This is a genomic window from Microvirga puerhi (assembly GCF_020089865.1).
Classification (GTDB): domain Bacteria; phylum Pseudomonadota; class Alphaproteobacteria; order Rhizobiales; family Beijerinckiaceae; genus Microvirga; species Microvirga puerhi.
In genome coordinates this window covers 189,336-208,590 of sequence record NZ_JAIRBM010000004.1, presented here as the reverse complement: position 1 = coordinate 208,590, position 19,255 = coordinate 189,336, and the positions used below count along the sequence as shown (strand labels likewise).

Annotated in this window: 21 protein-coding genes; 8 read left to right on the top strand and 13 right to left on the bottom strand. The window is 61.6% G+C overall.

The annotated features are described in order from the left end of the window. Window positions 1-118 precede the first annotated feature (118 nt). Together xseA and K9B37_RS07245 are read left to right on the top strand one after the other, a co-directional pair. Window positions 119-1,693, top strand: coding sequence for an exodeoxyribonuclease VII large subunit (gene xseA, locus K9B37_RS07250; protein WP_224312398.1), 1,575 nt, complete (start codon window positions 119-121; stop codon window positions 1,691-1,693). A 73-nt stretch (window positions 1,694-1,766) separates the two neighbouring features. Then, window positions 1,767-1,982: a DUF2093 domain-containing protein gene (locus K9B37_RS07245; protein ID WP_224312397.1), complete on the top strand. Its 216-nt coding sequence runs from the start codon at window positions 1,767-1,769 to the stop codon at window positions 1,980-1,982. On the opposite strand, the gene lpxK is transcribed toward K9B37_RS07245, so the two are convergent. The 8 genes from lpxK to K9B37_RS07205 all read right to left on the bottom strand — a co-directional run bounded on the left by lpxK (window position 1,974) and on the right by K9B37_RS07205 (window position 8,851). Beyond that, window positions 1,974-2,981, bottom strand: a complete 1,008-nt coding sequence (gene lpxK, locus K9B37_RS07240) for a tetraacyldisaccharide 4'-kinase (protein WP_224312396.1) — start codon at window positions 2,979-2,981, stop codon at window positions 1,974-1,976. The genes K9B37_RS07245 and lpxK overlap by 9 nt on opposite strands. Then, the gene (locus K9B37_RS07235; protein WP_224312395.1) at window positions 2,981-4,270 is read right to left on the bottom strand and encodes a 3-deoxy-D-manno-octulosonic acid transferase; all 1,290 of its coding nucleotides are present in this window, start codon (window positions 4,268-4,270) and stop codon (window positions 2,981-2,983) included. The genes lpxK and K9B37_RS07235 overlap by 1 nt, the downstream gene beginning before the upstream one ends. Beyond that, the gene (locus K9B37_RS07230; RefSeq protein ID WP_224312394.1) at window positions 4,267-5,016 is read right to left on the bottom strand and encodes a lysophospholipid acyltransferase family protein; all 750 of its coding nucleotides are present in this window, start codon (window positions 5,014-5,016) and stop codon (window positions 4,267-4,269) included. The genes K9B37_RS07235 and K9B37_RS07230 overlap by 4 nt, the downstream gene beginning before the upstream one ends. A 9-nt stretch (window positions 5,017-5,025) precedes the next feature. Beyond that, complete coding sequence (locus K9B37_RS07225) at window positions 5,026-5,259, bottom strand: DUF4170 domain-containing protein (protein WP_224312393.1); 234 nt, start codon at window positions 5,257-5,259, stop codon at window positions 5,026-5,028. A gap of 60 nt (window positions 5,260-5,319) precedes the next feature. Then, window positions 5,320-6,120 (bottom strand): inositol monophosphatase family protein, encoded by an 801-nt coding sequence (locus tag K9B37_RS07220; protein WP_224312392.1) that lies wholly within the window; start codon window positions 6,118-6,120, stop codon window positions 5,320-5,322. 88 nt (window positions 6,121-6,208) lie between these two features. Beyond that, window positions 6,209-6,664, bottom strand: a complete 456-nt coding sequence (locus K9B37_RS07215) for an NUDIX hydrolase (protein ID WP_224312525.1) — start codon at window positions 6,662-6,664, stop codon at window positions 6,209-6,211. A 123-nt stretch (window positions 6,665-6,787) separates the two neighbouring features. Then, window positions 6,788-8,182 (bottom strand): hypothetical protein, encoded by a 1,395-nt coding sequence (locus K9B37_RS07210; protein ID WP_224312391.1) that lies wholly within the window; start codon window positions 8,180-8,182, stop codon window positions 6,788-6,790. Window positions 8,183-8,404: 222 nt separating this feature from the next. After that, window positions 8,405-8,851 (bottom strand): YybH family protein, encoded by a 447-nt coding sequence (locus tag K9B37_RS07205; protein ID WP_224312390.1) that lies wholly within the window; start codon window positions 8,849-8,851, stop codon window positions 8,405-8,407. Between the two features lie 356 nt (window positions 8,852-9,207). Here K9B37_RS07205 and K9B37_RS07200 point away from each other — a divergent pair, with 356 nt between their 5' ends. Both K9B37_RS07200 and K9B37_RS07195 read left to right on the top strand, forming a co-directional pair. Beyond that, a complete protein-coding gene (locus tag K9B37_RS07200; protein ID WP_224312389.1) occupies window positions 9,208-9,732 on the top strand; it encodes an SRPBCC family protein in 525 nt (174 codons plus the stop codon). Between the two features lie 50 nt (window positions 9,733-9,782). Continuing rightward, window positions 9,783-10,994 carry a multidrug effflux MFS transporter gene (locus K9B37_RS07195; RefSeq protein ID WP_224312388.1) on the top strand — a complete coding sequence of 404 codons (1,212 nt, stop codon included), beginning with the start codon at window positions 9,783-9,785 and terminating at the stop codon, window positions 10,992-10,994. Here the strand turns inward: K9B37_RS07195 and ubiA are convergent. Both ubiA and K9B37_RS07185 read right to left on the bottom strand, forming a co-directional pair. Beyond that, complete coding sequence (ubiA, locus tag K9B37_RS07190; RefSeq protein ID WP_224312387.1) at window positions 10,991-11,932, bottom strand: 4-hydroxybenzoate octaprenyltransferase; 942 nt, start codon at window positions 11,930-11,932, stop codon at window positions 10,991-10,993. The two genes, K9B37_RS07195 and ubiA, sit on opposite strands and share 4 nt — an antisense overlap. Before the next feature lie 10 nt (window positions 11,933-11,942). Further along, window positions 11,943-12,407: a hypothetical protein gene (locus K9B37_RS07185; protein WP_224312386.1), complete on the bottom strand. Its 465-nt coding sequence runs from the start codon at window positions 12,405-12,407 to the stop codon at window positions 11,943-11,945. A gap of 206 nt (window positions 12,408-12,613) precedes the next feature. Between K9B37_RS07185 and K9B37_RS07180 the strand changes: the two genes are divergently transcribed. The 4 genes from K9B37_RS07180 (at window position 12,614) to K9B37_RS07165 (ending at window position 17,100) form a co-directional block, all read left to right on the top strand. Then, complete coding sequence (locus tag K9B37_RS07180) at window positions 12,614-13,372, top strand: 16S rRNA (uracil(1498)-N(3))-methyltransferase (protein WP_224312385.1); 759 nt, start codon at window positions 12,614-12,616, stop codon at window positions 13,370-13,372. Between the two features lie 169 nt (window positions 13,373-13,541). Continuing rightward, window positions 13,542-14,681 carry a carboxylate-amine ligase gene (locus K9B37_RS07175; protein ID WP_224312384.1) on the top strand — a complete coding sequence of 380 codons (1,140 nt, stop codon included), beginning with the start codon at window positions 13,542-13,544 and terminating at the stop codon, window positions 14,679-14,681. A 108-nt stretch (window positions 14,682-14,789) separates the two neighbouring features. Continuing rightward, window positions 14,790-15,491 (top strand): hypothetical protein, encoded by a 702-nt coding sequence (locus tag K9B37_RS07170; RefSeq protein WP_224312383.1) that lies wholly within the window; start codon window positions 14,790-14,792, stop codon window positions 15,489-15,491. Window positions 15,492-15,729: 238 nt separating this feature from the next. Then, a complete protein-coding gene (locus tag K9B37_RS07165) occupies window positions 15,730-17,100 on the top strand; it encodes a glutamate--cysteine ligase (RefSeq protein ID WP_224312382.1) in 1,371 nt (456 codons plus the stop codon). Between the two features lie 26 nt (window positions 17,101-17,126). Here K9B37_RS07165 and K9B37_RS07160 read toward each other — a convergent pair whose 3' ends face one another. The 3 genes from K9B37_RS07160 to K9B37_RS07150 all read right to left on the bottom strand — a co-directional run bounded on the left by K9B37_RS07160 (window position 17,127) and on the right by K9B37_RS07150 (window position 19,139). Continuing rightward, window positions 17,127-18,290 (bottom strand): YihY/virulence factor BrkB family protein, encoded by a 1,164-nt coding sequence (locus K9B37_RS07160; protein WP_224312381.1) that lies wholly within the window; start codon window positions 18,288-18,290, stop codon window positions 17,127-17,129. A gap of 72 nt (window positions 18,291-18,362) precedes the next feature. Beyond that, window positions 18,363-18,677 carry a quaternary ammonium compound efflux SMR transporter SugE gene (sugE, locus tag K9B37_RS07155; protein WP_224312380.1) on the bottom strand — a complete coding sequence of 105 codons (315 nt, stop codon included), beginning with the start codon at window positions 18,675-18,677 and terminating at the stop codon, window positions 18,363-18,365. A gap of 120 nt (window positions 18,678-18,797) precedes the next feature. After that, entirely contained in the window at window positions 18,798-19,139 is a 342-nt protein-coding gene (locus K9B37_RS07150) for a hypothetical protein (RefSeq protein ID WP_224312379.1), read from the bottom strand. Window positions 19,140-19,255 lie beyond the last annotated feature (116 nt).

Below are 19,255 nucleotides of genomic sequence, written 5' to 3'. Positions count from 1 at the left end.
CGCGCGGGCGTACTGTCCGTTACGTGCGAAAGCGCACCCGAGGCTGCGACCGGATGGCTGTGTGCAGCCTTCGGGCGACCCTTGGCAGATCGGTCCCCCGGGGATTAGGGTCGCGCTCATGATGCCCGATAAAGTCCCCTCGAACGCACCCGAATGGTCGGTCTCCGACCTCGCCGGGGCCCTGAAGCGCACTCTCGAAGAGGCGTTCGGCTATGTCCGCCTGCGGGGTGAGATCTCGGGATTCCGGGGGCAGCATTCCTCCGGGCATGCCTATTTCTGCCTAAAGGATCAGAATGCCCGCATCGACGCGGTGATCTGGAAGGGAACCTTCTCGCGGCTGAAGATCAGGCCGGAGGAGGGGCTGGAGGTCATCGCCACGGGGCGCATCACGACCTTTCCCGGTAAGTCGACCTACCAGATCGTGGTCGAGTCGCTGGAGCCTGCCGGGGTCGGGGCGCTCATGGCGCTGCTGGAAGAGCGCCGCCGCAAACTCGCGGCCGAAGGGTTGTTCGCCGAAGAGCGCAAGCGCCGGCTGCCTTATCTGCCGCAGGTGGTGGGTGTGATCACCTCGCCGACTGGCGCAGTGATCCGGGATATCCTTCATAGGCTGGAGGATCGCTTTCCCCGCCACGTTCTCGTCTGGCCCGTGCGGGTTCAGGGCGACACCAGCGCCGCTGAGGTTGCAACAGCCATCCGCGGCTTCAATGCGCTCGATCCCAAAGGGAAGATCCCACGTCCCGATGTGCTTATCGTTGCCCGTGGCGGCGGGTCCATCGAGGACCTGTGGGGTTTCAACGAGGAGATCGTGGTCCGGGCGGCCGCGGAAAGCGACATCCCGCTGGTCTCCGCCGTCGGCCACGAGACCGACTGGACCCTGATCGATCACGCCGCAGACCGGCGCGCGCCGACCCCGACCGGCGCTGCCGAGATGGTCGTGCCGGTGCGGGTCGAGCTGATGGCGGGCGTCAACGATCTTGCCCGCCGGCATATGGAATCGGTCTTCCGGATCCTTGATCGACGCCGCTCCGACCTGCGCAGTGCCACCCGGGCGCTCCCGGCTCCCGATGCGCTCTTCGCGCCCAAGCGCCAGCGGCTCGATCTGGCCCTGGCGAAGCTTCTTCCGGCCCTGTCGCGCAACAACCGTAATCATGAAGCCCGACTTCTCGACCTGTCGCGTCGCCTGTCACGCGTCTCGCCCGTCGCGCGGGTTGCGGCCATGCGGGCCCGGCTCGATGCGGTGGGACAGCGTCCGCATCTCGCGGCTAGCCGCTCGGTGCTTCAGCGCAGCGAAGCGCTGAAGCAGGCTGCGCAGCGTCTCGTCGTCGCCCGGGAGACGCTTCTGCGCACGGAGCGAACGCGCCTTGCCCAGTCTTCCGACCTGGTCCGACGCGTCTCTGAGCGCCTCGGACCCGCCCTCGGTAGTCAGATCCTTCGCAAGGCAAACCGCCTCGACGCCCTGAGCCAACTTTTCGACAGCCTGAACTACAAGTCCGTGCTGGCACGGGGTTTCGCTCTGGTGCGCGATGCCGATGGACAGCCGCTCCGCTTCGCCGAGGAGGTGATAGAGGGGCAGGCCCTGGTCTTGGAATTTGCCGACGGTACCGCTCAGGCCACTGGCGGGCGTGGGCTCAAGCCCAAAGTACACAAGCCAAAGTCAGCCGTTGCTCCGGAAGAACAGGGCGCCCTGTTCTGATCCGCCATTGAAAACCCGGTGCCGGCGATCTTATGTGAACCCGGTTGACCAAGACGACATGATGTCAGACTCCATGAACAGATTCGAGCCGACGGGCGGCGAGGCCATCGTGCAATATCTCGACAGCGATCTGCGGGTGCTCAAGCCCGGATCCTTCGTGCGTTGCGCGGTCACCGGGAAGCAGATCCCTCTCGACGAGCTGAAATACTGGAGTGTTGCCCGGCAGGAAGCCTATTCGTCTCCGGAGGCTGTGATGGCACGGGTGACCGGCAATACTCCCTCAGCGTAATCGCTTTGCGTTGATCCGCTCCAGGGCGAGGCGACGCAGGCCTGCCATATCGTCAAGACGGAGCCGAACCGGTAGAGCCATCAATGCTGGCCAGGGCGGCAGGTCGGTCGCGCCAGCGATGCGGGCAAGGTCCTTTTCCGTCGTGACTGGCTGAAGCCCACGACGTTCCGCCTCGCTTCTGAGCTCCTTCACGTCACGGGTGTTGAAGGCATGGTGATCCGGATAAGGGATTGCATGCGCGACCTGCAGTCCATGGGCTTCGAGGGTGGCGAAGAATTTTTCCGGTCGACCGATCCCTGCGAAGGCCAGGAGAGGTTTTCCGCGCAGGCTTTCGACGATCTCCGGACTCGGTTCCAATCTTCCCAGGAAGACGGGTTTTCCCTGCCGTTGTGCCGCCGCTGCGACGTCCTCGCCGGCCTCGCCCTCTCCGATCACCAGAACCGCGTCCACATACGGCAATTGCGTATCGAGGGAGGCGCGCAGAGGTCCTGCCGGCAGGGCAAGCGCATTGCCGATGCCTGAGGCGCCATCGACCACGGCAATTGCGAAATCCTTTTTAAGCGACGGATTCTGCAACCCGTCATCCATGATGACCAGGTTGGCGCCGGTCTCGACCGCGAGCTTTGCCCCGGCTGGCCGATCCCGAGACACGATGGTCGGAGCCATGCCGGCGAGGAGGAGAGGTTCGTCGCCCACGTCGGATGCCGCATGATCGATCTCGACCCGGACAGGTCCCGCCAGACGCCCGCCATAGCCTCGCGACAGAAAGGCCGGGCGCTCGCCGGCATCGATGAGCATCTCAGCGAGCGCGATGGCGGTCGGCGTCTTGCCGGCGCCTCCAGCGGTGAAGTTTCCGACGCATAGAATCGGGACGTCCGCCGACACACCCTCGCGGCGCATGCGCCGGGCCGTGGCGGCACTATAGAGAGCCCCTAAGGGGCGCAGCAGGCGTGCGAGCGGGGAAGGAGGCGTTCGGGTCCAGAAGCCCGGGGCGCGCATCAGCGCCGGGCTCCGAGCTTCGCCTGGACGATAAAAGGCTCAACCGACTGGATCGTGCGGTCCACGGCCCCACCGAGGGCTTGGACAGCATCGGCGGCGGCACGCGCCATCCTGCGGGTCAGGGCGGCATTGCTTAGAAGTTCGCTGACTGCGCGGGCCAGAGCGGCGTTGTCCTTGACCAGCAGAGCGCCGCGGGCCTTGTCGATTGCCGCGTAGATTTCCTCAGCATTGTGGATGTGCGGCCCGTGCAGGATTGCGGAACCGAGCTTGGCCGGTTCGATGGGGTTGTGTCCCCCGATGGGGGTAAGGGTCCCCCCCATCAGAACGACGGGCGACAGGCGGTAGAACAGGCCCATCTCGCCGATCGTATCGACGATGTAAACATCCGTCGCGCGGTCGGGAACCATGCCTTGAGAGCGGCGGCTCGCCCTCAGCCCGGCCTGCGTCGCCAGGGTCGCGATCTCCGGGCCTCGTTGGGGATGGCGTGGGACGACGATCGTCAGCAGGTTCGGGTGCCGCTGGGCGAGGGCCCGGTGCACGGCAAGCGCGATGCTCTCCTCGCCAGGATGGGTGCTTGCGGCAAGCCAGACCGGACGCCCGGCGACGAGGCCGGAAAGATGCGCCACGGCCCGGGGATCGGCGGGCGGCGGCGGCGCGTCGAACTTGAGGTTTCCTGTGACGAAGACCCGCGGTGCCCCGAGGCGGGCCAAGCGTTCGGCATCTTCGGTGGTCTGGGCGAGGCAGAGGGCAAAGCGTTCGAGCAGCGCCTTAATGTTGCGGGGCAGTTTCTGCCAGCGCTGGTACGAGCGGTCAGACATGCGCCCGTTGACCATGACGAGCGGAATCCGGCGCTGATCCAGGGCGACGACAGTGTTCGGCCAGATTTCGGATTCTGCGACTAGGGCGAGATCCGGCTGCCAGTGCTTGAGGAAGCGGCGGATATAGCGCGGCACATCCAGGGGAACGTATTGGTGTACGGCGCCAGGCGGCAGGCGCCGGGCGATGAGGGCGGCGGAGGTCTTCGTGCCGGACGTGACCAGAACCGATAGGCCGCGCTGCGTTAGGCGTTCCACCACCGGCATGAGGGACAGGGTCTCGCCGTTGCTGGCACCATGAACCCAGACCAGGTGGCCCTTGGGACGCTGGCGGCTCGGATAACCCCGCCGCTCGCCGAGGCGGGTCTTGTCCTCCCGGCCCTTGCGCTGCCGCCAGTAGAGCAGGCCGATGACCGCCGGCTCCAGCACGGTCGTCATCGCATGATAGGTCCGGATCAGGATCGGCAGTCTCATGCGCGAGACCCTCCTGCGAGAATTGGCGCATCCTGTCTTCGCTTGGCGCCGGGATCCTTGGATCCGATAAGCGCATAGGCCCGCGCATGAACCGCATCGAGGTCGCGCTCCACGGCTTGGCGCGCTTCTTCAAGCGCTTCCGGGCTCGCCTCGCGGTCGACGAAAACAGGCTCACCCAGCACGATGGCGCCGCGGCCGAAGGGCAGGCCGAGACTGGCCCGATCCCAGCTGTTGAAATCGATCCGGCGGCTCGTTACGACGGCGACGGGCACGATCGGACGGCCGGACAGCTGCGCCAGGGTGACGATCCCCTCGCCGCAGATCCGCGAGATCTTTGGGATGTCTGCGGTCATCACCACCATCTCGCCGTCGTCGAGGGCACGCAGCATGCCGCGCATGGCCGAAATACCGCCCTTCTTGCGCACATCCCGGCCGCGGGCTCCCGAGCCCCGGATCGCACGGATGCCGAGATGCCTGAGCGCGATGGCGTTGAACTCCCCGTCACCGGACCGGGAGACAAGGCTGGCGGCTCGGTCTTGGGGGCGCTTGGCGAAATGGATCATGAAATGCTGCCCATGCCACATGGCGGCAATCACGGGCATCATCGGGCCGATCCGGTCATAGGCATCCGCCGGTTCCATGACGAACCGGTTCGTGCGCTGGACGAGCCCGAGATAGCTCGCCACCAGGAAGCCGAGGGCCTCCTGGACTGCGCGGGAACGCGTGATGCGCTTGACCAGACTCATGGCTGAGGATCAGCCTTGCTCGGGTTCGAGCAAACGATGCAGGTGGACGATGAAATAGCGCATATGCGCGTTGTCGACGCTGGATTGCGCCTTGGCCTTCCAGGCTGCATGGGCCGTTGCGTAGTTCGGATAGATTCCCACAATGTCGAGCTTGGACAAGTCCTTGAAGGTGATGGAGTCGAGGCTGTCGAGCTCGCCCCCGAACACGAGATGAAGGAGTTGCTTGCCGGGCGTGTCGGTCATGGTGGTGTGGTCTCTTTCCAGGAGGTGGAGAGGGCTTGTTGCTATGGGAAAAGCTGATTCTCAAGTCCTCATGGCCCCAATGGCTTGCGGATGCAACCATGACGCTGCGGCAATCATCTCACCGTGGCAAGGATCGGCGCGGTTATAGGGGGGCGGATTGCCGCGGAAATCGGTGAGCAAGCCGCCGGCTTCGTGCAGGATCAGGTCGGCGGCCGCAATGTCCCAGTCGGCGGCGTTCGCGGACACTAGGCCAACGTCGATGCTGCCTTCGGCGACGCGGACCAGTCGAAGCGCGAGGGATGGGACCTTGGGAAGCCGCTCGACGGAGCCGAGACCCCGTTCAGCGCGGTCGATCAAAGGCTTGGGCCCTGCGACACGAAGGCGCTCCTTGGGCTGTTCCGGCAGGCTCAGCCGTGCCCCGTTGCAGAATGCACCCTGCGACAGAGTTGCCTCGTAGAACCGCTCATGAACCGGGGCATGGACGATGCCGAAGACGGGACGTCCGTCTCTGACCAATGCGACCGAAATCGACCAGTCGGGGTGGCCACTCGCGAAGGCGCGGGTGCCATCGATGGGGTCGACGATCCAGACAAGGGGTCGATCGAGCCTGGCCGGGTCGTCCGCGGTCTCCTCCGAGAGCCATCCGGCCTCGGGCAGGAGTCGCATCAGACTCTCCTTCAGGAAGGTATCGAGGGCAATGTCCGCTTCCGTGACCGGCGAGCTGCGCTCCTTGTACCAAAGTTTCGCAGCTGTCTGCGCGCCCGAGCGGAAATAGGGGAAGGCCAGGGCGCCTGCCTCCCGCACCGTGTCGCGGACGGCGGAGGCCAGGGAAATATCAAGCGGGGTAGGGGGAGCATGCATCGAGCTACAAATGGGAGATGTGGGAGCCAAATGCCACACACTGAGGCCGTATGTGGCAGTTTGGGGGGATAAGAGGCGTCGTACGACTTCAAAGACTAGCAGGGACGCCCCAGCCATACTCCGAATAGGCCAACCCTTCCTCGATATTCAAAAGGCTTTGTCGCACATACGGAATCATGTCGTCAGGCAGGGAAGCGATGGGTGCCCATATCAGGGCACTGTGCTTATGAGGTTCACAGATCCGAGGCTCTCCGACCCATTCTATGGCTACGAAGAAATGTCCGAGCCAATCTTTCCCTTCGGTCAAGCTGTGAAGGGTATGGGCGTAATCTAGGGTCCGGGGTGTAAGCGTGATACCAATCTCTTCCCTGGCTTCACGAATGGCGGCATCCCGAATTGTCTCATGAGCGTCTAGGCCACCTGCCGGCAGGCTCAGATAGCCGTCCATCCAGCCCGTTGTGGCGCGACGGAGAAGGCATATAGTATCTCGGCGTCTGAGTACGACAAAGACGGAAGCGCTGAGTTGGTGGCGTTGGCGTGTCATCAAAGTTACGCTCTTGCAGCCAAGCGTGAGGAAGAAGAATCGCTTGTGTTGCGCAAGGCTGTTACGGTCTTGCTCCACCGTCAACGTTTGTGATCAAGCCAGCGCATTTCCATTGAGCATAAGTCACAGCCGAAAACCCCGGCGCAGGGAATAGGCGCGGGCGAGCATGGCGACACCGCCGCCGCTGAACAGGCCGTTCGTGAACCATTGCGGATAATCCAGCATATAGCGGAGAAGTTTCTCGCCGATGCGATGTTCCCGGTCGACGAAGAAGAGGCTTGCGGCGATCATCGGCACATAGCTGCGATATTCCGCCGTCTCATTCTCGAGAGGCTTGGTGAAATCGATCATGCGCGCCTTGTCGCTGCGTCGCGTCATCGCATTGATTCCACCGGGCTCCGCCATGACCACATCCGCGTAGGTCCGGGCGATGCCGATCATCTCCTCTTCCTTCACAATCAGCCCATGACGGGCGAGCGCCAGCGGAAGCTCCGCGGAAACGGTCATCTTCCAGAACCATTCCGACTTCGGATGCTTCTTGAAATCCGGGTCCTGCTCGTAGGGCGTTGAAATCGCGCCGTCCCGGTCCACCACCATGGAGCCACGGTAGAAGTTGAAGAGCTTGCGCGCCCGTTCGAGATGCCGCGGATCCTGCGTGAAGGCGTAAAGCTCGATCAGTCCCGCACCGAAGGCGTTGATATGGTTGGTGGGGTCGATCGCCTGCGGAATGAAGGCGTAACGATAGCAGCCGGCGTCGAATTTCGGCAGATCGACGTAGAACATCTCATATTCGTCGAAGGACGGAACGAGCTCCTGTGCGAGGCCCGCTATTTCCTCATCCAGTTCGTTCCGTGCCGCCAGGCGATTGGCGAGCTGAAGGATCGGGAGGGCGATCAGTCCCGTCGCCGTGACATCGGTGCCGCGCATGGAAGGGCCGCCGAATGAAATCACCGAGCCCCAGGATTTCACGACCCGCTTTTGGTTCTCATCGACGATCCCATGCCTGTCGTCGCGAGCCGCCATCACATTGCGTGCGGCGCCGATGAGAAGTTTGAGAAAACGGTTTTCGCCGGTGGCTTCGTAAAGCTCCAAGGCTGCACGTCCCCAGAAGGACCATTGCCAGGAATAGAGCTGTCCGCGGTTGTAGAGGGGAGGCAGACTCGGATCGGGATTGTCGAGGGCGGTGAGCCAGCGCAGACTGAAGTTGAGGCAATCGTAGAAGACGTCGCGATGCGGCGTGCAGCTCGTGAAGATTCCGAACGCCTTCGCCGTCGGAAACGCTTCGCGCCGTTCGCGGAAGCTCTCCGGATGCTCAAGCAGACTTAATGCTTCCTTTTCGTCGACGCTTTGGCCGGCGAGGTAGCGGGCCCACACGTTCAAGTAGCGTTGATAGGTGCTGCCGCTCTGGTCGAAGCCCGATAAGGTGAGGCCAGGCGGCTTCGCCCATCCAGTGAGTATGGTCGGCGCGAAAACCGGTACGCATAGCGATCCGAGGATCTGGCGACGCGTCGGTTTCATAAAGCCCCCGTGAACACTACTCGTGACGGCCGCGCAGTCACTCTATGTTCGAAGGGTGCGCGACATTGGATGAACATGAGACAATGTAGCCGCTTAAGGCATCATCGCGGCACGGTCAAACGGGCTTTTTCGTCGCGGGGTGTCGGATGTGAATGCGGCGAGGCTTTCACCTCGCCGCATGCGTGCAGTTGTGCTGATCGCGAGTTTGTTCGCTGACCGGTACTATGGTTCGAGATCGAACAGAGCTTTGAAATTCTCCATGTCGAAGGGAGCAGAGAAATGCTCGTGAACGACCATCCAGCGCCCGCCGATCTTGCGATAACCGATGGTGGCGCGCATCCAGGATGTCTGCTCCTTGCCGTTTTCGTCGATCCCACCGCAACGATTGAGAAAATGGGCGAAGGCGACGTCGTCGCCGGCCGCAATGCCGATGTCACGCAATTCGAACACGTGTGGACCCCCGCACAGGTCGAAGCAATGCCGCCAATGCTGCATATAAGCTTCCCGTCCCTTGAACTGCAGCTGTGAGACAGCGTCGAAGGCCAGGATATCCGGCGCGTAATGGGCGGCAATTCCATCGATATCACCGGCGCGAACGGCTCCGAGCCACCCTTCGATCGCCCGACGGACTTCATTCTCGGGCTTAAGCCCATGAACGGTTGTATCCATTGTCTTTCCTCTTCGGTTCCGATGCGCATGGTCCTTGTGGCCGAACCTTCATTTCCGCAGAGGGCGGAGGCGCATGCATGAAAATCGCCCGGCAAATGCAGCCTTGACGAAAGAGTTGATATCAACATAATGCATGCATGTCAAACCGTGGCGCTCTTCGCTTTGTGATCGCGCCGGAGATCTGCGATGTCTGCCCTTTCCTTCATATCGAGCGTGCTGCGTGCGCTTTGCTATGCTCAACAATCGATCCGTTCGGACGTTGCTGGATGATGATCGCGCCGCTGTCGCAGCTAGCCTGAGTCCTTCGCCGACACGACACAAAAAGTCTTCATATTGAACATTCCCTGGGAGATTTCATGATCAAAACCGCCGCCATCGTTCTGGCCGTGCTGCTCGTCGCCATTCTCGCCTTCGCAGCGATGCGTCCCGATACTTTCCGCGTCCAGCGCTCCGCCAGCATCAATGCGCCCTCGGAGAAGATCTACGCCTTCATCGATGACTTCCGTCAGTGGCAGGCGTGGTCGCCCTATGAGAAGCTCGATCCCGGCATGACGCGTTCTTTGAGTGGCGCGCAGAGCGGCAAAGGCGCCGTATATCAGTGGGACGGAAGCAAAGCCGGTTCCGGGCGCATGGAGATCGTGGATGGTTCGCCGGGATCCAAGGTCGTCATCAAGCTCGACTTCATCAAGCCCTTCGAGGGGCACAATATCGCGGAGTTTATTCTTGAGCCGAGCGGTGGTAAAACAACCGTGACATGGGCCATGTATGGACCAAGTCCCTTCATTGCGAAGCTCATGGGACTTTTCATCAACATGGATACCATGATCGGTAAGGATTTCGAGGCAGGCCTTTCAAACCTGAAGGCCGTTGCCGAAGGATAGGCGGGATGCCCGTCCGCCGTTTCTAAGTCTCTGAACTGAAAGTTTTTACGATGACCTCGCGTTATGCTAGAACGGCGCTCGTGCTCGGCCTGCTTTCGGCCATCGGGCCTTTTGCGATCGACATGTATATTCCCGCGCTTCCGACGATCGCGTCCGATCTCCACGCATCGACGGCTGCGACGCAGATGACCCTGATGGCGTTTTTCATCGCTTTCGGCGTCTGTCAGATCCTCTACGGGCCGATCTCCGACATGATCGGCCGCAAGCGCCCGCTTTATGCAGGTCTTGCCTTCTTCACTCTCGGATCGGTTGGCTGCATTTTTGCACGCAATATCGAGATGCTGATCCTCTTTCGGTTCGTGCAGGGCATCGGCGCGGCATCCGTCATGGTCATTCCGCGCGCCATCATCCGTGACCTTCACACAGGCATCGAGGCGACGCGGCTCATGTCGCTGGTGATGCTGGTGATCAGCGTGTCGCCCATTCTCGCGCCGCTTGCCGGCAGCGCCCTCATCGTGCCGTTCGGCTGGCGGGCGGTGTTCGTGGCCGTGACGGGAGCGGCTTTGGTGAGTCTGATCCTGCTCATGTTCTCTCTGCCGGAGACCCGGCCGCCGGAAGATCGCATCAAGGTCAGCGCCGGCGAAGTGTTGTCCGGTTTCGGACAGCTGTTCCGTGACCGGCACTTCCTCGGTCTCACCTTCATCGGTGGGCTCGGCATGTCGAGTTTCTTCGCGTTCCTCGCCAGTTCGTCCTTCATTTATATCGATCATTTCGGCCTGACGCCCACCGAGTACAGCATCACCTTCTCGCTGAACGCCGTGGGTTTCATCGGCGCCTCGCAGCTGACCGCGAGCCTCGGTTCACGCTATGGAATGGCGCGGGTCGTGACCGCTGCCGTCAGCCTCTATGCGTTCTTCGCTCTGCTGCTCCTCGGCGTCACGCTGGCCGGCGTCGACAGCCTCGTGGCTTTGATCGCGCTGCTGTTCTGCTCTTTCGCGTTCCTGGGGCTCGTGATTCCTTCCACGATGGTGCTCGCGCTCGAAGATCACGGCCCGATTGCCGGCATTGCGTCTGCGCTCGGCGGAACGCTGCAGATGGTGACGGGCGGAGTGATGATCGTCATCGTCAGCCTGCTGTATGACGGCACCACGCTGCCCATGGTCGGAGCGATCGCTGCCTGCTCCGTAGGAGCGCTGACGCTGAGCCTGCTGACCTTGAGACGTCGTCAGCCCATTTCTGAGCCGCTGGAACAGGCCTGCTAAAAGGCTCGCAGGACGGTATCCAGGGTCATTGCAGCAAACAGGATCAGACCCGCATCCCGATTGGAACGGAAGAGCCGGAGCGCTCCGGCTCCGTCGTTCCGGTCGATCCGAATGACCTGCCAGGCAAGGTGGAGGGCGAAGAGGCCGAGTCCGGCAAAAGCGACCGTCCCGGCTCCGGCCCAGGCGAAAGCCGGAACCATGAAGGCGAGGGTGAGGACGTAGCAGATACCGACCCCGAGCCGCACCTGGTCGCCGAAGAAGCGGGCGGAGGACTTGATGCCGGCGATCTCGTCGTCCTCGATATCCTGAAGGGCGTAGATGGTATCGTAGCCTACGACCCAGGCGATGCTGCCGGCGTAGAGGAGCAAGGCCGGAAGGCTCAAGGATCCAAAGGCGGCCGCCCAGCCCATCAGGGCTCCCCAGGCAAAGGCGAGGCCCAGCACGATCTGGGGCATCCAGAAGAACCGCTTCATGAACGGGTAGAGCGCCACGATGCCGAGGGAGGCAAATCCCGTGGCAATGGCAAAGCCGTTGAACTGAAGCAGGACGACAAGCCCGACGAGCCCCTGAAGAGCCAGAAATGCCAAGGCGCCCTTCAGGCTGACCTGGCCAGAGGGGAGGGGGCGGCCCCGGGTCCGCTCCACGCGGGTATCGAGGTCCCGGTCGACGATATCGTTGTAGCTGCAGCCTGCGCCCCGCATGGCAACGGCGCCGATCAGGAAGAGCAGGCAGTGGAGTGGATTCGGCCAGGGAACTCCTCCGGCGATGGCCGCAAGTGCCGCAGACCACCAGCAGGGCAGGAGCAGGAGCCACCAGCCGATAGGGCGCTCGATCCGGGCGAGGCGCAGATAGGGCCGGAGCGCTGCAGGCGCCAACCGGTCGGCCCAATGGTCGCGCACGGCATCGGGAAGCGCGGAGGCGGCAGGACGCTCCAGCATGGCGAGACCGTTACAAGGCGCCCTTCGGCATGGTGTAGGAACCGGTCAGGCCGCCGCCGCCGAGCAGGCCGCCGCCGTTCTGCCGCTCCTTCTTCGCCTGCTTCTCCATCTCGGCAACCTTGGCGGCCGCCTCGCAAGCCTTGCCCTTCATCTCCACAGCGCGCTTGTGGTCTTCCTCGAAACCCTTGGCGAACTCGTCAGGAACCTGGCACCAGGTCTTGTTCGTTTCGAGCCACTTGATGCCGACATTGCCGTTGGACACCAGCTTGGTGAAGACCCCGCAGGCGGTGCGGGGATCGATGGTCTTCTTCTTGCCGTTGCCGCCGAGCTTGTTGATCTGCTGAATCAGGCTCTGGCGCTCATTGAGGAATTTCTGCGCGTCACCACAGCCGCTCGACTGCGCAAAGGCAGGGGCAGCCATGAAGACGCCTGCAGCGGCAAGGGCGGCAGCAAGGTGCGAACGGATAGGCAGCATCGAAACATTCCCTGAATCTGGACATTCACGACGGATCGCGGACCGCTGTTCCGTTAACACGTTCAATCTCCCGGGGCCAAGGGGCGAATGGTCTCGTTGGGGTAGGATGTGCCCGAGCACACCTAAATTCCAGGTGAACAGCCGCACGCTCGGCCTCCCGTCCTTCGTTACGGCTTGCTAATTCTGGTCTCGTTTTCGGAGTTTTCATGGCCAGTTACGATTTCAATGCACCGCGTCTTTTCATCGGCTCTCCCCTGGCTCAGGGGGCGAGGGTCTCCCTCGACAGGGCCCAGGCCAACTATCTCCTCAACGTTCTGCGCCTGAAGGCGGAGGACGCCGTCCTGGTTTTCAATGGAAAGGACGGAGAATGGAAGGCCACCCTGGCAGTAGAGGGGCGGAAGGCGGCCGACCTTGTCTGTGTCGAGCGCACCCGCGCGCAGTCAGCTCCCCTCGATCTCATCTATGCCTTTGCTCCGCTCAAGCATGCCCGGCTCGACTACATGGTCCAGAAAGCCGTGGAGATGGGGGCCGGATCCCTACAGCCCATTTTGACTCGCCGCACGCAGAGCACGCGGGTCAATCTCGAGCGCATGCGGAGTAATGCCATCGAAGCGGCGGAGCAATGTGGCATCCTTTGTCTTCCTGAAGTTCGGGAAGAGATCGGATTTGATAAATTTATCAAGGGGTTGGAAGGCGACCGAATTGTCGTGTTCTGCGACGAGGATGCCCCCGTCGCCAACCCGGTGGAGGCGCTGAAAAAAGCCGGGGTCGAGGGCTGGAACCACGCGGCCAAGTTCGCCGTTGTAGTGGGTCCCGAGGGGGGATTCGTCGATCAGGAGAGAGCGCTTGCTGCCGCCCACGAAAGATGTATCCGCGTCTCGCTAGGGCCGCGAATCTTGCGCGCTGACACCGCCGCCGTTGCCGCCCTTACCGTTGTCCAGTCCGTTCTGGGGGACTGGATCTGAGGTCGATCATGCGGCCACCGAAACGGATCTCTCGCAAGTCGCAACAGCTTAGCAGTTTCCTGTCGATTCGCCCCAATCTCGCCCCAATAAAGAGGAGGTTGGGGCCGCCGAAGCAGGGCGAGCGTCATAACGAGTAGATTCTAGAATTAGAATAAAGAGGAATGCGAGTATGGGTGGGGAATTCAAGTTCGGTATCGAGGAAGAGTACTTCGTCAACGATGCTGCTAAACGAGATGTTGCCCGCGCAAGAATTAAAGACTTCTTTGCATCGTGCCATGAAAAACTTGACGATGGTGTCCAGCACGAGATGCTGGAACCTCAGGTCGAAATCGCCATAGATCCCAGCGTCGATTTTGCAGAGGCGCGAGCTCAGCTCGCGGGCCTGCGCTCTGCGGTTGGTGAAATCGCTCGCGATTACGGCCTTTCGGTCATGGCCGCTGGTACGCATCCGCTGGCTCTCTGGTCGCGCGTGCGCCCCAACGCCCAGCCGCGTTACGGCAAGGTAATGCATGATCTTCAAATGGTCGGCAGCCGCACGGTGGTATGCGGCATGCATGTTCATGTGGAGATCAAAGATCTTGCGACCCGCATCGACATCATGAACCGGATTCAGCCGTTTCTGCCGCTGCTTCTGGCTCTCTCCACCTCCTCGCCCTTCTGGCAGTCTCAGCGCACGGGTCTTCTTGGCTACCGGCTCGCCGCCTATCGGGAGCTACCGCGCACGGGCCTCCCGGATCTGTTCGAGGACGAGAAGGACTATCAGCGTTATATCGACACGCTGGTAGCGGCGCGGGCCATTGAGAATTCGAGCTATGTGTGGTGGTTGATTCGGCCGTCCCGGAAGCATCCCACTCTGGAGCTGCGGGTCGCGGACAGCTGTACGCGCCTCGACGATACGCTGGCCATCGCGGCCCTCTATCGCTGTCTCGTCCGCCATTTGAGCCTCGACAAGAAGCTCAATGCCGGCCAGACCGGAGCCTCCCGTGCCATCAACGACGAGAACAGTTGGCGCGCTCAGCGCTATGGCATCCATGGCAGCTTCGTTGACGAGGTCTCCCGCAGCGCCAAGCCGGTTCGTCAGATGCTCGACGAGACGCTCGCCCTGGTGGCAGATGACGCAGAAGCCCTTGGCTGTCGGCGCGAACTCGATCTCTGCCGCTGGATCATCGCCCGGGGAACCAGCGCGGACCGGCAGCTCACTCTCTTTACCGAGGCCGTTGGGCGCGGGCTCTCGAACCGGGACGCTCTGGTGGGGGTCGTGGATTGGCTCTCTTCAGAGACGGTGGGGGAGAATACGGTCCGACACTGATTCTGCCGTAAAAGGCCTTGGTGAAAGCCGAAGGGATTCGGCTCTTGCTCACTATATAAAACGATGTATCGTTTCATATAGTATTCATGCCATGATGCAGGATTGAGAATGCATTTTGCTCTCCCTCGACTCTCGCTCATACTGCTGGCCGTTGCTGTCTTGATTGCCTCTGATCCTGCAAATGCAGCTCAAAGGGGACATGCCAGACACGCTCCTGCCAGTAAGCACTCCGCACTGCATGATAAGTCTGTTGTTGCGGTCAGAATCTGGAAGGACGGTCGTGAATGCCCGGGTGGAACTGCACGCCTGCGCCCGCTCCAGGACGGCAAGCTCGATTCTAGCCGTTATGTAGATCTCCGTCGCGCTAACAATCTTGACGGTCCAGAGAACATAGGCCGGACGTTGGGAAACATGGTGACCCTCAACATTTCTGCGCTGTGGGATGACATGAAAATGAAGCCCCTCAGGGACTCCCTTTCGGTGATCCCTCCTGGCGCCTATGTGCTCACTTGGATTAGCTGCGGCCAAGGCCGAGGGCGGGAGTGGATCGGCGTCGACCGTCCGATTTTCCTGTTTCAGGAAACTGGGAACATGAGCCCTGTGAAAGGAGCAAATTACATCGAGATCGGGCCGGGCGAGGTCGTCGATGCCGGAGTGCTCGAGATCCGAAGTGATGAAGTAGGCTTTTTTGAGCGGCAGACTGGACGCGTCATAGCTCAATCTGCGCCGCCGCATGAAAGAGACGCTTTACTTGGTGTCGCCAGCAAAGTTCGGTTTACGACCTTTGCGGAAAAATTCGGAATGCCTTAAGACGCGATGCATCCAACACAAATCGCGGACTATATGTGAAGAGGGCATGTTCGGAACCGATTGCCTCAAAGCAAGCAACGCTTTCTCGCGGCCGCTAAGCCTATTTCTAAGCTATCGACAACTTTGTGACGGTCGGGCATTCTTGCCCGATCGCGCATTGCAGCTTGTCCATAACCCGCCTATCTAGACCCGACCTGAGTCGGCGCGCCTTGAACGCGCTTTTTTGATGAGGTGATTCATGGCGCGGGACGTATCCGATACGACCCCTCTTGGCGCGCGCGCGGAACTGATCGACTGGATCGCATCCGGTGAGAAGCCGCGCGAGACCTGGCGGCTCGGTACCGAGCACGAGAAGATTCCTTTCTACACGGCTGATGCATCTCCGGTTCCCTATGAGGGTGAGCGCGGGATACGCGCTCTTCTGGAAGGACTCCAGGAGCTCACCGGATGGGAGCCGATCCTGGAGGAGGGGCTGCCGATTGGCCTCTTCGACGAGGTGCAGGGCGGTGCCATTTCCCTTGAGCCTGGAGGGCAGTTCGAGCTGTCGGGCGCGCCCGTGAGGACGCTCCATGAGACCGCAGCCGAGACGGCGCGTCATATCGAACAGGCAAAAGCCGTGGGCGCACGACTTGGCCTCAGTTTCCTGACGCTCGGCATGAGCCCGCTCTGGACGCGGGCCGAGACTCCGGTCATGCCGAAGGCGCGCTATCGCATCATGACGGCCTATATGCCGAAGGTCGGCACTCTCGGGCTGGACATGATGTACCGCACGTCCACCGTGCAGGTGAACATGGATTATGCGTCGGAAAGCGACATGGTCAAAAAGCTGCGCGTATCGCTGGCGCTGCAGCCGATCGCAACGGCCATCTTCGCCAACTCACCCTTTACGGACGGCAAGCCGAATGGCTTCCTGTCCCGTCGCTCCGCCATCTGGCTCGATACGGATCGCGATCGTACCGGGATGATGGATTTCGCTTTCGAGGAAGGCTTCGGCTACGAGCGCTACGTGGATTGGGCGCTCGACGTGCCGATGTATTTCGTCAAGCGGGGCTCGACCTATCATGATGTGGCCGGCGCCTCGTTCCGGGACCTGTTCGCGGGTAAGCTCGCGCAGCTGCCGGGCGAACATGCGACGCGCTCCGATTGGGCGAACCATGTCTCGACCTTGTTCCCGGAAGTGCGCCTCAAGCGCTATCTGGAAATGCGCGGCGCGGATGTCGGTCCGCCTGAGCAGATTAATGCTCTGTCGGCATTTTGGACGGGCCTGCTCTATGACGATGTTTCCCTCGATGCTGCCTGGGAACTCGTGAAGGCTTGGACTTCCGCCGACCGCAACAATCTACGCACGGATGTGCCGAAGCAGGCTCTCAAAGCCGTGATCGCCGGTCGCAGCGCGCGCGACGTAGCACGCGACGCGCTTGCGCTTTCGAAGGCAGGTTTGAAGCGTCGAGCCTTCAAGGACGAGATGGGACAGGACGAGTCCCGTCATCTGGCCTATGTGGAGGAGATTGTCGAAACCGGCCGGACTCCGGCGGAACGTCTCCTCGAACTCTATCATGGTCCCTGGGCCGGTTCGGTGAAGCCCGCCTTCCGGGAATGCGTGTTCTAAGTGGTTAAAGACGGGCGGAGGCCGCGTCAGGCCTTCGCTTCGCCGACCGTGTCGGCCATGGTTGCGCCACGCGTGCCGAGCGGCTGACTGGGACCTTCCGTGCTGTCCTTTACGGTCTGGTGCTCCATCTCCGCGTTGATCTCGGTCCCTACGAGGATGATGATGGTCGAGATCCAGATCCAGGTCATGAAACCGATGACGGCGCCAAGCGATCCGTAGGTCTCGTTATAGCTGCCGAAATTCGACACGTACCATGAGAACAGCATGGAGACGGCAAGCCACAGCACCGACGCCAGGAGGCTGCCCGGCGTGATCCAGCGCCATTTCGGGTTGTCGCGGCTCGGCCCGTAACGGTAGATCAGCGCAAGGCCGAACATGATGCCGATCAGAAGAGCAGGCCAACGCAGGAAAGAAACCAGCGTCTCTGCCGAGGACCCCAGTCCCACATAGCCTAGCACGATCGGCAGAACGACGACGGCACTCATGGCGGTCAGAAGGAAGATGATGGCGCCCAGCGTGAAGGTGAGAGACACGACGTTCAGCATGATGAAAGAGCGCTTCTCCACCTCCTCGTAGACAATATTGAGCGCATCGAAGATCGATTTCATGCCCGCATTGGCACTCCACAGAGCGACCGCGAGGCTGATGAGGAAGCTCACACTCAGAGTCCCGGCTCCCTTGCTGGCGATGCGCTTCACTTGATCACCAATGACCTCGAGGGCGCCGCTTGGCAGGAATCCGGCGAGCGTGCTCAGGTGATCCTGAATCGTAACCGGATCGGTGAAGAGGCCGTAGATGGAAACGAGAGCCGTGATGGCGGGAAAGATGGCCAGCAGCGCATAGAACGTGACGCCGGCGGCAACCAGCAGGATGCGGTCGTGCTGAATGCGCTCGTAGACACGCCAGAGAATGTCCTTCCAGCCCTTGGCTGGAATTTCGGTCGGGCTGTCGGCATGGCGTCCGCGGCCATCGTCGCGAACCTGGTCGATCGGTGCCTCCGTTCGCGCGCCGAATCCGCTTGCCTGCTTAGCTCCTCGGTCGTCGGGCGTCGCTTGGCGCGCGCGAATGCCGGCTGGTTGCGGCCGACCACCCAGTGTGACGAGCCTCACCACTGTCCAACCAAGCAGAACGAGCCATGCGGTTGAGGTCAATGACGCTGATGATGGCCGATCCGTGCTCTGAAGTGACATGTCGTGGTCCCGTTGGAAGGTCGTGTCACCAACATTCCAACGGGATGCGCAGTTCCAATGATGGGAATCGCCTTACGTCGCCATCTTGAGGCCGAGGATCCCCGCAACGATCAGCCCGATGCAGGCGAGACGCGCCACGGTCGCCGGTTCGCCGAGCAGATAGATGCCGAGCAGAGCCGTGCCGACGGTCCCGATGCCGGTCCAGACCGCATAGCCCGTGCCCACCGGCAGGGTCTTCAGGGCCAAGCCCAGGAGCACGACGCTCACGAACATGCTCAAAACCGTAAAGAGAGAGGGAAACAGCCGGGTGAAGCCCTCGGTATATTTCAGGCCGATAGCCCAGCCGATTTCGAACAGGCCGGCGAGCACGAGATAGATCCATGCCATGACAGGACCTCCGTCCATGGCAGGGTCGTCCCCACCGGGTTGTAAGGAAAAAGCGGGGCCGTCCCCACCGATCCCGATATACGTAGTCCCGGCGCTCGTTCAAGACGAATGTGGGCGGCTTCAGTCTTCCAAAGGAGCAGAGCGGAGCGACTGGAGCGGGTTGAAGGGCGCGTAGGTCTGGTGCTTCCAGCCGTCTCCGCAGCTCACGCAGATCGAGCGGACGGAATAATCCGCCTGTTCCATCCGCTTCAGCAGGCGCTCCTGCCGAGCCTGCGCCTCCGCATCGGCATCATAGCCGGACGGCCTGACAGTGAGGACGAGGGGATTGGATGACGACGTATTCGGCGCACTCTGGGCAAAAGCCGGGACGGTCCCACACAGGGCGATGAGGGCGGTCAGAAAGGCGAAACGGATTCCCGGCATCGAAAAGTCCTTCACTGGATCAAATGAGTTGGATTTCATGAAACGCTGCTTCGTCAAGAACGGTTGGTCGAAACGGCTGGGATAAAAAGGTCGCGGCACTCAGCAAGAGGCATAGTCCCTTTGGAATATTAGCGCCCCCTTCGCGTGAGGAGGTC

Bases quoted from the DNA above. Each gene is read 5' to 3' on its own strand.
- K9B37_RS07235 (WP_224312395.1), bottom strand. From the start codon at position 4,270: ATGAGACTGCCGATCCTGATCCGGACCTATCATGCGATGACGACCGTG.
- K9B37_RS07225 (WP_224312393.1), bottom strand. From the start codon at position 5,259: ATGACCGACACGCCCGGCAAGCAACTCCTTCATCTCGTGTTCGGGGGC.
- K9B37_RS07200 (WP_224312389.1), top strand. From the start codon at position 9,208: ATGATCAAAACCGCCGCCATCGTTCTGGCCGTGCTGCTCGTCGCCATT.
- K9B37_RS07185 (WP_224312386.1), bottom strand. From the start codon at position 12,407: ATGCTGCCTATCCGTTCGCACCTTGCTGCCGCCCTTGCCGCTGCAGGC.
- sugE (WP_224312380.1), bottom strand. From the start codon at position 18,677: ATGGCATGGATCTATCTCGTGCTCGCCGGCCTGTTCGAAATCGGCTGG.
- K9B37_RS07175 (WP_224312384.1), top strand. From the start codon at position 13,542: ATGGGTGGGGAATTCAAGTTCGGTATCGAGGAAGAGTACTTCGTCAAC.
- xseA (WP_224312398.1), top strand. From the start codon at position 119: ATGATGCCCGATAAAGTCCCCTCGAACGCACCCGAATGGTCGGTCTCC.
- K9B37_RS07220 (WP_224312392.1), bottom strand. From the start codon at position 6,120: ATGCATGCTCCCCCTACCCCGCTTGATATTTCCCTGGCCTCCGCCGTC.
- K9B37_RS07215 (WP_224312525.1), bottom strand. From the start codon at position 6,664: ATGACACGCCAACGCCACCAACTCAGCGCTTCCGTCTTTGTCGTACTC.
- K9B37_RS07180 (WP_224312385.1), top strand. From the start codon at position 12,614: ATGGCCAGTTACGATTTCAATGCACCGCGTCTTTTCATCGGCTCTCCC.
- ubiA (WP_224312387.1), bottom strand. From the start codon at position 11,932: ATGCTGGAGCGTCCTGCCGCCTCCGCGCTTCCCGATGCCGTGCGCGAC.
- K9B37_RS07205 (WP_224312390.1), bottom strand. From the start codon at position 8,851: ATGGATACAACCGTTCATGGGCTTAAGCCCGAGAATGAAGTCCGTCGG.
- K9B37_RS07230 (WP_224312394.1), bottom strand. From the start codon at position 5,016: ATGAGTCTGGTCAAGCGCATCACGCGTTCCCGCGCAGTCCAGGAGGCC.
- K9B37_RS07170 (WP_224312383.1), top strand. From the start codon at position 14,790: ATGCATTTTGCTCTCCCTCGACTCTCGCTCATACTGCTGGCCGTTGCT.
- K9B37_RS07165 (WP_224312382.1), top strand. From the start codon at position 15,730: ATGGCGCGGGACGTATCCGATACGACCCCTCTTGGCGCGCGCGCGGAA.
- K9B37_RS07245 (WP_224312397.1), top strand. From the start codon at position 1,767: ATGAACAGATTCGAGCCGACGGGCGGCGAGGCCATCGTGCAATATCTC.
- lpxK (WP_224312396.1), bottom strand. From the start codon at position 2,981: ATGCGCGCCCCGGGCTTCTGGACCCGAACGCCTCCTTCCCCGCTCGCA.
- K9B37_RS07150 (WP_224312379.1), bottom strand. From the start codon at position 19,139: ATGAAATCCAACTCATTTGATCCAGTGAAGGACTTTTCGATGCCGGGA.
- K9B37_RS07210 (WP_224312391.1), bottom strand. From the start codon at position 8,182: ATGAAACCGACGCGTCGCCAGATCCTCGGATCGCTATGCGTACCGGTT.
- K9B37_RS07195 (WP_224312388.1), top strand. From the start codon at position 9,783: ATGACCTCGCGTTATGCTAGAACGGCGCTCGTGCTCGGCCTGCTTTCG.
- K9B37_RS07160 (WP_224312381.1), bottom strand. From the start codon at position 18,290: ATGTCACTTCAGAGCACGGATCGGCCATCATCAGCGTCATTGACCTCA.